At 69.0% G+C, this 11,458-nt stretch carries 13 protein-coding genes; 8 read left to right on the top strand and 5 right to left on the bottom strand.

The window, feature by feature from the left end:
* Positions 1 to 1,292 (top strand): ABC transporter substrate-binding protein (locus H0X00_RS16010; protein WP_293772771.1); only part of this gene is annotated, 1,292 nt, incomplete at its 5' end.
* Between the two features lie 23 nt (positions 1,293 to 1,315).
* On the opposite strand, the gene H0X00_RS16005 is transcribed toward H0X00_RS16010, so the two are convergent.
* Both H0X00_RS16005 and H0X00_RS16000 read right to left on the bottom strand, forming a co-directional pair.
* A complete protein-coding gene (locus H0X00_RS16005) occupies positions 1,316 to 2,956 on the bottom strand; it encodes an NAD(P)/FAD-dependent oxidoreductase (RefSeq protein ID WP_293772770.1) in 1,641 nt (546 codons plus the stop codon).
* A 102-nt stretch (positions 2,957 to 3,058) separates the two neighbouring features.
* Positions 3,059 to 3,835, bottom strand: coding sequence for an SDR family oxidoreductase (locus tag H0X00_RS16000; protein ID WP_293772769.1), 777 nt, complete (start codon positions 3,833 to 3,835; stop codon positions 3,059 to 3,061).
* 44 nt (positions 3,836 to 3,879) lie between these two features.
* On the opposite strand from H0X00_RS16000, the gene H0X00_RS15995 reads away from it, so the two are divergent.
* A complete protein-coding gene (locus tag H0X00_RS15995) occupies positions 3,880 to 4,791 on the top strand; it encodes an alpha/beta fold hydrolase (protein ID WP_367186663.1) in 912 nt (303 codons plus the stop codon).
* Positions 4,792 to 4,926: 135 nt separating this feature from the next.
* Here the strand turns inward: H0X00_RS15995 and H0X00_RS15990 are convergent, their stop codons facing one another.
* Positions 4,927 to 5,229, bottom strand: coding sequence for a hypothetical protein (locus H0X00_RS15990; RefSeq protein ID WP_293772767.1), 303 nt, complete (start codon positions 5,227 to 5,229; stop codon positions 4,927 to 4,929).
* A 68-nt stretch (positions 5,230 to 5,297) separates the two neighbouring features.
* Between H0X00_RS15990 and H0X00_RS15985 the strand changes: the two genes are divergently transcribed.
* Both H0X00_RS15985 and H0X00_RS15980 read left to right on the top strand, forming a co-directional pair.
* Entirely contained in the window at positions 5,298 to 5,609 is a 312-nt protein-coding gene (locus tag H0X00_RS15985) for a non-heme iron oxygenase ferredoxin subunit (RefSeq protein ID WP_293772765.1), read from the top strand.
* Positions 5,610 to 5,626: 17 nt separating this feature from the next.
* Positions 5,627 to 6,547, top strand: a complete 921-nt coding sequence (locus H0X00_RS15980) for an SDR family NAD(P)-dependent oxidoreductase (RefSeq protein ID WP_293772764.1) — start codon at positions 5,627 to 5,629, stop codon at positions 6,545 to 6,547.
* A 15-nt stretch (positions 6,548 to 6,562) separates the two neighbouring features.
* Here H0X00_RS15980 and H0X00_RS15975 read toward each other — a convergent pair whose 3' ends face one another.
* Positions 6,563 to 7,105: a DoxX family protein gene (locus tag H0X00_RS15975; RefSeq protein WP_293772763.1), complete on the bottom strand. Its 543-nt coding sequence runs from the start codon at positions 7,103 to 7,105 to the stop codon at positions 6,563 to 6,565.
* 106 nt (positions 7,106 to 7,211) lie between these two features.
* On the opposite strand from H0X00_RS15975, the gene H0X00_RS15970 reads away from it, so the two are divergent.
* Complete coding sequence (locus H0X00_RS15970; protein WP_293772761.1) at positions 7,212 to 7,853, top strand: nitroreductase family protein; 642 nt, start codon at positions 7,212 to 7,214, stop codon at positions 7,851 to 7,853.
* A 6-nt stretch (positions 7,854 to 7,859) separates the two neighbouring features.
* Here the strand turns inward: H0X00_RS15970 and H0X00_RS15965 are convergent, their stop codons facing one another.
* Positions 7,860 to 8,450, bottom strand: coding sequence for a TetR/AcrR family transcriptional regulator (locus H0X00_RS15965; RefSeq protein WP_293772759.1), 591 nt, complete (start codon positions 8,448 to 8,450; stop codon positions 7,860 to 7,862).
* Between the two features lie 54 nt (positions 8,451 to 8,504).
* Here H0X00_RS15965 and H0X00_RS15960 point away from each other — a divergent pair, with 54 nt between their 5' ends.
* The 3 genes from H0X00_RS15960 (at position 8,505) to H0X00_RS15950 (ending at position 11,100) form a co-directional block, all read left to right on the top strand.
* Positions 8,505 to 9,659 carry a glycosyltransferase gene (locus H0X00_RS15960; protein WP_293772757.1) on the top strand — a complete coding sequence of 385 codons (1,155 nt, stop codon included), beginning with the start codon at positions 8,505 to 8,507 and terminating at the stop codon, positions 9,657 to 9,659.
* A 26-nt stretch (positions 9,660 to 9,685) separates the two neighbouring features.
* Entirely contained in the window at positions 9,686 to 10,417 is a 732-nt protein-coding gene (locus H0X00_RS15955; protein ID WP_293772755.1) for an enoyl-CoA hydratase-related protein, read from the top strand.
* 173 nt (positions 10,418 to 10,590) lie between these two features.
* Complete coding sequence (locus tag H0X00_RS15950; RefSeq protein ID WP_293772753.1) at positions 10,591 to 11,100, top strand: nuclear transport factor 2 family protein; 510 nt, start codon at positions 10,591 to 10,593, stop codon at positions 11,098 to 11,100.
* Positions 11,101 to 11,458: the final 358 nt, after the last annotated feature.

The following is an 11,458-nucleotide window of genomic DNA, read 5'->3' as shown; positions in this document are numbered from 1 at the left end:
GTGGCGCAGCGGTCGCCGGCGCTCCCGCCGCCGCCGTCGGTCAGACCGGTGCGGCGACGAAGCCGGCTGGCGGTCCATCGAGCACCCAGAGTGCCGGCGCTGCTCAGGCCGAACCGGTGGCCGGAACGGCCGCGACCCGACAGCTCGGCGCCGCCACCAAGAAGCTCGTGCGGGTGGGATCGGTCGGAACGTTCTCCGGTCCGGTCGGCGCGGTCGTCAAGGACACAACGACAGGCCTACGGGTATGGGCGCAGTGGGTCAACAGTCATGGCGGCCTCAACGGGCACCCGGTCGAGGTGCTCGTCGGCGACGATGGCGGTGATCCCGGGCGCTACAACTTCTTGCTCAAGCAGTTCGTCGAGCTGAAGGGCGTCATCGCGTTCCTGTACAACACGCTCGGCTTCGCCCCGGCCGGCAACAACAAGTACCTGGACTCGGTCAAGATCTTCAGCTTCGGCAGTGAGGGCGGCACGGAGGTCGCGTACACAAATCCGTACGTGCTCACCTCGACGCCGACGGGGCGCACGAACGCTGACTCGATGCTGCTGGCGCTCGGTCACGCGATGAACTCGACCGGGTCGACGAAGCTCGCCGGATTCGCCTGCAGTGACTTCGCCCTGTGCGACAACTTCGACGCGAGCTGGGGCAAAGCTGATGTGCTGAGGAAGGCCGGATTCCAGTCGGTCGCGCGTGGCCGGCCGTCTATGACCCAGCCCGACTACACGGCACAGTGCCTTGCGGCCAAGCAGGCCGGAGCCGAGGTGCTCATCTTCGGCATGGATACCTCGGCGATCCGGCGGTTCGCCGGCGATTGCGCGCGCCAGGGTTTCCGGCCGAGGCTGTCCACCGCCGACCTGTTGGCCCTACCGACTCTGCCCCTGGATCCGAACGTCGACGGGATGGTGATCGGGACCAAGATGGCGCCGTTCACCGACACCAGGGTTCCGGGCATCAAGGAGTGCTACGACGCGTTCGCCAAATTCGCTCCCGGCGCCGAGGTCAGCGGCAGCCACGTCAACGGGTGGATCATCGGCGAGTACTTCGCAGCTGCGGCAGCAAACCTGCCGGATGACCCCACACCCAGGGACGTGGAGGACGGCGTCTACTCGATCAAGAACAACAACCTGAAAGGCATGACCTACCCGATCACCATGACGCGCGGCCAACCGCAGGCGCGGCAGCTCTGTTACGGCGCAGTGGTGATCAGGGACCGCAAGTACACGACGCTGCCAGGCCCCTCGCTGTACTGCGAGAAGAGCGGCAAGCCGCTCGCCAATCCGGACGACTACTAGCTGCTCGGCGAACTTTCCAGCAGTCAGGCAGGCGCTGTCGCCGACGCGGGCGTGAAGACGAAACCTTCGTACCCGTTGGCGGCGACCTCCTCGCACCTGGCGCGGTAGCCCGGCACGGTGTCGATGTTGGGCAGGAACGCCCGCACCTTCCCGGCGATGTTGGCGCCGGTGTACGTGGTGTCGGCCAGCGGGAACAGAGTGGCGTTGGCCGCCTCCTCGTTGTGCACCACCCAGGCATCCTCGGCCTCTGGCGCCGCCTCGACGATCTCGGCGCCCCGTTCCGCGGCGGTCCCGATGATTGCGCTGACGAACTCGACGTGCTGTTCGATCGAGACCGGCATGTTGGACAGCACGCCCGGGCTCTGCGGACCGGTGATCATGAAGAGGTTCGGGTAGCCGGCGCTCATCAGGCCCAGGTAGGTGCGCGGGCCCCCGGCCCACTTCTCGCGCAGCAGCTGCCCCTCCCGGCCCCGGATGTCGATCCGGTTCAGCGTGCCGGTGGTGGCGTCGAAGCCGGTGGCAAAGACCAGCACGTCGACGGCGTACTCCGTGCCGTCGGTCAGCCGCAGGCCGTCCGGGGTGACCGCGGCGATCGGGTTGGAGCCGACGTCGACCAGATGCACATGCGGTTCGTTGAAGGCCTCGTAGAAGCCAGAATCCAACGGCGGCCGCTTGACAGCGTAGGTGAGCTTCTTCGGGGTGAGCAGGTCGGCGACCGCAGGGTCGTTCACCTTCTCGCGGATCTTGCGGTCCAGGAAGGCCGAGATCCGCTGGTTGGCCTCGACACTGAAGATCGGCTCCAGATAGGAGCCCAGCAGGAAGCCGAGACCACCGGTCTCCCACCACTTCTCCAGCACCGCCTCGACCTCGGCGTCGGTGGACTCGAACAGAGGCTTGGGCTCCGGCTGGAACGGCAGGCCGAACGCGCCGTTGCGGGTCCGCTCCCACACCCCGGCGAAGTCCCGCTTGCGTTCGGCCGTCAGCTCCGGCGGCACCTTTCCGTGCCGGGCCGGGATGATGTAGTTCGGCGTCCGCTGAAACACCGTCAGATCAGCGGCGACCTCGGCGATACGCGGCATGGTCTGCACGCCGCTGGCGCCGGTGCCGATCAGGCCGACCCGCTTGCCGGTGAGGTCGACCGGCTCGTGCGGCCACAGGCCGGTGAAGTAGGTCTGGCCGGTGAAGGTCTCCAGGCCCGGGAAGGGCGGAGTGTTCCACGCCGACAGGCAGCCGACGCCGGTGATGAGGTACCGGGCGGTGATCTCCTCACCTGTGTCGGTGCGGACGGTCCAGGTGTTGGCGGCCTCGTCGAGGGTGGCTGCGAGAACGCGGGAGTTGAAGGTGATGTCCCGCCTCAGGTCGAACCGCTCGGCGACGTGGTCAAAATAGGTGAGCACCTCGGCCTGCTGGGGGTAGCGCTCGCTCCACTCCCACTCCTGCCACATCTTCTCGTCGAAGGAGTAGCAGTAGACGTAGCTCTCGCTGTCGCAGCGCGCGCCCGGGTAACGGTTCCAGAACCAGGTGCCGCCGATGTCGCTGCCGGCCTCGAACACCCGGACCGACAGACCCATCTCGTTGCGCAGCTTGTGCAGCAGATACAGCCCGGAGAATCCGGCGCCGATCACAACGGCGTCAAGCTGGGGGGCGGTGGACGTACTGCTCAAGCGAGCTCCTCCGAGGCGGTCGGGGTGCCAGCATGCAGGACCAGCCGCTAGGAGCGGTAGAGGGCGGTGCCGTCCTGCCGGGCGTCGTCCAGGACATGGGCTCTAGCCGAGGTTCAGCTCTGTCGGGAGGTCGGGCGCCTTCGCCCCGTCGAGCATCCGCGGTCCGGGGATGCCGGCGAAGGCGTAGTCCACCGGCTTGCGGCCGGGCTGCAGCACGGTCACCTGCGCGGTGGACCGGCCCGTGATCAGGTCGGCGATCGCGGCGGCGATCTCGTCGGTGGTCAGCAGCGGGAAGGCCGCCGCGTCCAATTGCGCCTTGGCCGCGCCGAGCAGCGGGGTCTCTACAAACCCGGGGCAGATCGCGTGGATGCGCACGCCCTGGGCGGCCAACTCGGCTGCGCTGCTGCGGACCAGGCCGATCACCGCGTGCTTGGTCATCGCGTACACCGGGTCGGCCGGTACCCCCATCAGGCCGGCCAGCGAGGCGGTGACGGTGACGACGCCGGGGCGGGCCAGCCGCGGGAGCATGGTGCGCAGCCCGTAGATGACGCCGTCGACGTTGACCCGCATCAGCCGGTGGTAGCGCTCAAGGTCGAGCCCCGCAAGGTCCGTGCCGCCGCCGGCGATCCCGGCGTTGAGCACGAGTGCGCCGAGCTCGACCTCAGCCGCGTCCAGGGCAGCGCCGAGGCGCTCCCAGGCCTCCACCGACGTGACGTCGAGGGCCTGGGCCGTGACGCCGAGCTCGGCCGCCACCTCCGGCGCGTTCGGGTCGAGGTCGGCGATCACGACGTCGAAGCCCTCGTCCCGCAACCGCGCCGCGGTGGTCAGCCCGATGCCGGAGGCGCCGCCGGTGATCAGGGCGGTGCGCTGGGTTCCCATGGCCGGAATCCTCTCGCGTGCGAAAGAGTTGCCTTGTGACCCAGATTCTCCCCTCGTTCACCGCGTCCACCATCGCGACCACGAACGTGCCGATCAGCGTCCGGGTCGCCGGGGCCGGGCCGGGCCTGCTGCTCCTGCACGGCTACCCGCAGACCGGGGCCATGTGGCACAAGATCGCCCCGCAACTTGCGGAGGACTACACCGTCGTGGTGGCGGACCTGCGCGGCTACGGCGCGAGCGGCAAGCCGTCCGGGCAGCCGGGCGGGACGCTGTACTCCAAGCGCGTGACGGCCCAGGACCTGATCGAAGTGATGGGCACGCTCGGCTTCGAGACCTTCACCGTGGCGGGCCACGACCGCGGAGCTCGGGTCGCGCACCGGATGGCACTGGACCACCCGGCGCGCATCGAGCGACTGGCCGTCCTGGACATCATTCCAACGCTGCAGGTCTTCCGCTCCGCCGACGAGACGATGGCGCGGGTCTACTACCACTGGTTCATGCTCAGCCAGCCGTTCGACCTGCCCGAGCGCCTGGTCGGGGCCGACCCCGAGTTCTATCTCCGCTGGTGCCTGCGCACCTGGAGCACCGACTTCGCCGCCTTCAGTGAGCCCGCGCTGGAGGAGTACATCGCCGCGTTCTCCGACCCGGCCACCGTCCACGCCACCTGTGAGGACTACCGGGCCGGCGCAGGCATCGACCTCGAGCACGACGAGGCCGACCTGGACACGAAGATCAGCTGCCCGCTGCTGGTGCTGTGGGGCGAGCACGGCTTCGTGGGCAAGGCCTACGACGTGCTCGGCGAGTGGGGCAAGCGCGCGGAAAACGTCACCGGGGAGGCGCTGCCGAGCGCGCACTTCCTGCCCGAGGAGGCGCCGGCGGAGACCCTTGCGGCGCTTCGCCGGTTCCTGGGCACTGATGACCATCGACCCGCGCACCCTCGTTTGAGGCCTACCTGACTGTGCCCTTGGGCATCGCGGCGGTCCCGGCCTTCATCAGCCTCCGCTTGACCTTCGAGGCGTTCGCCGGCCATCGACTTCACCGGGAAGCGCCAGATCTGCGTGATGCGACCGACCTCGCTCATGTCCGGGAAGCTAGCGGGCGCCGACGTGGGCGCGCACGCGCGACCCGCTGTCATCGATCCAGCCCTTGGTCTCCGCGTACTTCATGACGCCGTCGAACCCGGTCACCCACTCGGGGTCACCGGCCAGAGGGCTCAATGCGCGCAGTCCGTCGATGTCGAGCCAGACATGGTCGCCGTCCAACCGGCCCAAGTTGCCGAGTAGGGCAGAGGCCTCGGTGGTGCCGCAGCCGCGAAGCTCCACGCTCAGGCCGCGCAGATTCTCGGCGTCGTCCAGCACGACTTGGCCGGACTCGCCATCGACCACGACAATCATGAGGGAAGGCTAAGCCTGAACTCGCGCGGCTGCCACAGCCGGAGCCGCGACCATTCCGAGGAGGGGTGATGCACCACCACGTCGCCGCCCTCGATGATCTGCTGCCGGGATCGTTGCGTCGAGTCGAGGTCGCGGGCGTCCCGGTGTGCCTGGTGCGGGTGGAAGGTGGCGACGTCTACGCCATCGGCGACGAGTGCAGCCACGAGGACATCGAGCTGTCCGACGGCGATCTGGAAGGCTGCGAAGTGATGTGCCCAGCGCACGGATCCTGCTTCGACGTCCGCACCGGCATCCCGGACGGTCTGCCCGCGACAGCTCCTGTTCCCACCTATCCAGTGCGTGTCGACGCGGGTGAGGTCTTCATCGAGATCGGCGATTGAGTAAAAACGGGAGCCTGATGGGCGAGCACAAATGGTCCGAGACCGACGTCCCGGACCAGCGCGGGAGGGTGGCCGTCGTGACCGGCGGCAACACTGGGCTGGGCTTCGCCACCGCACGGGGGCTTGCCCAGCGGGGCGCCGAGGTCGTGCTCGCGGTGCGGAACGTGGAGAAGGGCAAACAGGCGGCCGACCGGATCACCGCGGGCGCTCGGGGCGCCGTGGTCGCGGTGCAGGAACTCGACCTGTCCTCGCTGGCGTCCGTCCGAACCGCCGCCTCCGAGCTGTCTGCTCGGCATCCGCGGATCGATCTGCTGATCAATAACGCCGGCGTGATGTACACGCCCCGTCAGAAGACCGTGGACGGGTTCGAGCTCCAGTTCGGCACGAACCATCTCGGACACTTCGCCCTGACCGGACTCCTGCTCGACCGGCTGCTGGCCGTCCCGGGCTCACGCGTGGTGACGGTGAGCAGTGTCGGCCACCGGATCCGGGCCAAGATCCACTTCGACGACCTGCAGTGGGAGCGCTCGTACGACCGGGCCGGCGCGTACGGGCAGTCGAAGCTGGCCAACCTGATGTTCACCTATGAACTGAACCGGCGGTTCACCGCGGCCAAAGCCGGTACCGCCTCGCTTGCCGCCCACCCGGGGCTCTCCAATACCGAACTGGCCCGCAATTCGCCGTTGTTGATTCGGATGGTGACCCCGATCGTCGCTCCGCTGATCGCCCAGTCCGCGGCGAGGGGGGCGCTGCCTTCGCTGCGCGCCGCCACTGACCCGACTGCGGTCGGCGGGCAGTACTACGGCCCGTCCGGGCCGGGTGAACTGATGGGCAGTCCCAAGGTCGTCGGCTCGAGTGCGCAGTCCCGGGACGAAGACCTCCAGCGGCACCTGTGGTCGGTCTCGGAAGAGTTGACCGGAGTGAGGTTCCCGCTCTGATGTTCTGACGGACAATCAGCTGGCGTCTTCGGGCTTCTTCACCGGCCGCCAGCTGGTGGCGAGCAGGGTCGCGGCACCGCCGACGCCACCGACGAGGGCGATCAGGCCGCCGGTGCGGCCGACGAGACCGGCACTGGTCGGGTCGTCGTAGTCCACGATCCCGACGGCGTCATCCAACGAGATTCCGCCCGGGCCCAGGATGGCGACAGCCAGCGCGGCCACTCCCATCACCAGCACGTACTCGTAACCGTCGCGGAAGATGAAGAACCCGTTCGGTCGGTGCGCGGCCCACCCGGCGACACACATGGTCGCGATGACGGCGGCGCAGGAGAGAGGGGTCAGGAATCCGGCGATCAGCCCGGCTCCGGCGGCGAGCTCGCCGTAACCGCTCATCAGCGCGTGCACCTTGGCCGGGCGAAAGCCGAGTGAGGCGAACCAGCGCGCCGTGCCCTCGACACCGCCCTTCCCCCACAGGTGATTCTTGCCGTGCATGATCATCACGGCGCCGAGCGTGACCCGGACCAGGAGAAGCGCGAGGTCGAACGCACCTTCAGTCATGTCGGCGATTGTTCCGCTTGAGCTCGGAACAGCTTCGGGCGGGTGGCAGCCGCCGACAGGCCGCCCGATCAACGGACGACAACCCTCGATGGGGGATGCTGGGGCGATGAACGAGCTGGACCTGAAGGTCGTCGACCAGCTGCTGAGTACCACGCGCAGTATCCGCAAGCGGCTCGACCTGGAGCGCCCGGTCGACCTGGCCGTGATCGACGAGTGCCTCGAGCTCTCGCTGCAGGCGCCCACCGGTGGCAACTCCCAGGGCTGGCGGTGGATCGTCGTCACCGACCCCAGGATCCGGGCCGGGTTGGCCGACATCTACGCCCGCTCCGCCGAGGGCTACCTGAAGCAGCGGGCCGAGGAGCTCAAGGGCAGCACCGACACCCAGAACGTGAAGGTTTACGACAGCGCCGCCTACCTGGTCGACGTGCTGCACCAGGTGCCGGTCCACGTCATCCCGTGCATCCGTGGCCGACGCAGCGACGATGCCTTCGGTAACGCCTCGCTCTACGGCTCGATCCTGCCGGCGGTGTGGAGCTTCATGCTCGCCGCGCGGGCCCGCAACCTCGGCTCGGTGTTCACCACGCTGCACCTCAAGCACGAGGCGGAGGCCGCGGAGCTGCTCGGGATCCCGGAGAATTTTCTGCAGGTCGGGCTGATCCCGGTCGCGCACACCGACCCGGCGGCGTTCAAGCCGGTGAGCCGCCAGCCGCTGGACACGCTGCGCTTTCACGACCGCTGGTCGGACTGACCGGGATCACGTCGTCAGCTGGGCCCGAACGGTGGTGCGCACCCAGGCGGTGAACCGCTCGGTCGACCAACTGCGTTCGATCACCAGGTTCTGAAACGTCCCGAGCGAGAGCAGACCCCACAGGATGTCCGCGACGGTGGCCACCCGCATCTGCGCGGGCAGGGCGCCTTCGCGCTTCAGCCACCGGGCCAGGCGGACGTAGTCCTGGTAGCGCTCGTCCTCGCGAGGCCGCAGCGTCGCGGCCACCTCGGCGTGATGACGGCGTGCCATCACGAGCGCCTCGTGGATGCGCCACACCTTCCCGGCGACCTCGGCATCCACGGCGATGGTCGCGTCCAGGGCGTCGAGGGCGGTCGGCGCGGTCCAGATCGGGTGCCGTTCGACCGCGGGCACGACGTCGGTTTCGTAGATGCGCGCATGCAGGGCGGTGAGGAGGTCGGCCTTCGAGGAGAAATGCAGGTAGATGGCCTGACGGGATACCCCGGCCCTTTTGGCCACGGCTTCCAGACCGGCCCCGAAGTAACCCTGTTCCTCGAACAGGGTCCGCGCCGCGTCCAGAATCGCGACCCGGGTCTCCGGTCGGCCAGTGCTTGACACGCTGTAAAGCTTATCCTACTTTACAGCTTGTCAAGCGACGCGATGGAGATTCCGATGACGCGCTACCTGGTCGTCACGTGGGACGGAGCTGGCAACCTGCTGCCCACGCTGGGCATCACGCGAGCTCTCGTTGCGGCGGGCCACGACGTCCGCCTGCTCGGGCACGACACGATCCGCGAGCGCTGCGGCGACGCCGGGGCACGCTTCGTCGTTCTCCCACAGCCGCAGGGTTGGGATGAGATGGAAAATCCCGACGACACCGAGGCCGAGATCGAGCTGCTGCTCGACACGCTGTGTCTCAGCACCCCGATCGCGGTTGCGGTCGCCGGAGAGCTCGAGCGCGAGGCCGCCGACGTCGTGCTGGTGGACTGCATGCTGTTCTCCGCCATCAACGTCGCCCAGGCCGCGGGTCTGCCGACCGCCGCGCTCTTCCACACGCCGTACACGGTGTTCCGGGGCGGCCCGCTGGTCGAGATGTTCGCGCCCGGCCTGGGTCGGCTCAACGTCCACCGCGTGGGCCTCGGCCTTGCGCCCGTGACCTCGTACCCGGAGCTGCACGACAGCTGCGAGGTGGTCCTCGCGGCGGTGCCCGGGGAGTTCGAGCCCGGCGCCGAGGATGCCGCGAACGTCTTGCGGATCGGTCCGGTGCTCGACGGCCCGCCGCTCGTGCAGAATCCGACCCATCTCGACGTCGGCGACGGCTCGGCGCCGCTCGTGCTGATCAGCCTCAGCACCAGCGAGCAGGGTCAGGCCCCGCTGCTGCAAAGGATCGTGGACGCGGTCGGAACGCTTCCGGTGCGCGCCGTCGTCACCACCGGGCCCTCGCTCGACCCGGCGACGGTGCGGGCGGCGGCGAACACCCAGGTTGTGTCCTACGTCCCGCACGGCGAGCTCTTGCCGTCCTGCTCCGCGGTGCTCACCCACGCCGGGCTGGGGACCGTCATGGCTGCTCTCGCCGACGGCGTGCCGATGGTCTGCGTGCCGATGGGGCGCGACCAGTTCTTCAACGCCGAGATGGTGCAGGTCCTCGGCGCGGGCCGGATGCTGATGCCCGACGCCGACACGGCGACGATCGCCGAGGCCACCCTCGCGGTGCTGAACGACGCGTCGTTCGGAGTCGCGGCCAAGCGGATGGCCGGAACCATCGCGGACTGCAGCGGAGCGGCCGGCGCGGTCGCCGCGCTGGAGGGCCTGGCTGTCCGGCGCTGATCCGTCGGCCGATACCGTGCCGGTCCATGAGTGTCTCTCTGCAGCTCGACGGCACCGTCGCGATCATCACCCTGGACGATGCGGGCACCCGCAACGCGCTCACCGGGGAGACCGCGGAAGCGTTCCTGGACGCGGTCGCCTCGGTTCAGGCCAACCCGGACGTGGCCGCCCTGATCCTGGGTGGCGCCAACGGTGCGTTCTGCTCCGGTGCCGCCCGCCCGTTGCTCGCGGCGGCCCGGGAGAACCCAACCGACCCCGCGGTGATGGCAGCGCTCGGCAAGGTGTACCAGTGCTTCGTCGCCGCCGGCACCGTCGACGTCCCGGTGATCGCGTGCATGCGCGGCGCGGCCGTCGGGGCCGGCGTGAACCTCGCCCTGGCCGCCGACGTGCGGATCGTCTCGCACGAGACCAGGCTGCTCTCGGGCTTCCTCAAGATCGGCCTGCACCCCGGCGGCGGCCACTTCATGCTGCTGGACCGGATCACCGGCCCCCAGACCTCGGTGGCGATGACGCTGCTCGGCGAGGAGGTCGTCGGCCAGAAGCTGGTCGACCTCGGGCTGGCCTGGGAGGCGTTGCCGGACGACGAGGTCGACGCCCGCGGCCTCGAGCTCGCGAAGCGCTGCACCGACCCGGAACTGGTCCGGATGGCCACCGCCACCTTCCGCGGGCAGGCGGCCTCACGCCAGGTGCCGTGGCAGACCGCCCTGCGGGCGGAGCAGGCTGCGCAGATGTGGTCGATGGGCCGACCGAAGCCCTGACGCCCCGTCAGTCCACGCGTCAGGCGCTCGGTCAGGCGCGTTGTCAGGCGTTCTGCTGGGCGGGTGCCACCGTGCCGCGTGCCCAGGCACGAGCGTCGGATCCGCTGCGTCACGATTCCTCCAACCTGTCTGGACAGTATGTCCGGAACGCTCATGATCGCCAAACTGGACTCATGACTTCCCTCGACCTCGATCAGAACACCGCCATCGTCCGCGAGTGCTTCGCGGCGCTCAACGACCGCGACATCGACCGGGCGGTGAAGTGCTGGGTTCCGGCCGGTGGCATCGAGGCAGTTCCGGGCGCCCGTGACCTGCCGGTGCCGGAGGGCCTCTACGGCTTCTTCGGCCCGTTGTTCGAGGCGATGGGGGAGTTCTCGCTGGAGATCGTCGAGACCACGGCGCAGGACGATCGGGTCGTCGTGCACTGGCGCGCCACGGCGGCCTTCACCGGTCCGGGCCGCTTCGACGGGTTCCGCCCGACCGGTGCCCGCGGCGTCCTCACCGGTCTGGACCAGTTCACCCTGCGGGACGGCCTGATCGTCCGCAACGACGCCTACTTCGACAGCATGGAACTCGGCCGCGCGATCGGCCTGATGCCCCCTGTCGGCAGCCGACCGGACAAGGGCATGAAGGCCATGGTCAACCTGCAGACCAAGCTGAAGGGCCTGCGCCGAAAGCCCTGACTAACCGTCACCCCCGGCACCCTGTCACAACGTCAAGGCGCCAGAGCGTCAGGCTGCGACCTTCATGGTCGACCTCCTGCCCCGGGGTTCCGAGCTTGGCGCACCGAACAGGCGTGCATCCATGGTCGCGCCAGGCGCGTGGGGTCCATCAGAAGGGCGGGATGTCCGCGCCGGGGTCGGGTGCCGGGGCGATGTCGGGTGGTTCCTCGCCGTCCTCGGGTGGGGCCGGGTGATGAATCGCTGCCCGGTGGGGGTGGTCCAGGTCAATGCGCCGTGGTCGTCCTGTTCGCAGTGCCAGCCGGGCATCTGTTTGATGCGGTGGTGGTAGCGGCACAGGCAGGCGAGGTTGGTGTAGACG

It is taken from the genome of Sporichthya sp., from assembly GCF_013815995.1.
Classification (GTDB): domain Bacteria; phylum Actinomycetota; class Actinomycetes; order Sporichthyales; family Sporichthyaceae; genus Sporichthya.
Note: the sequence above shows the minus strand (reverse complement) of the source record. Positions and strands in the feature narration are given on the sequence as shown.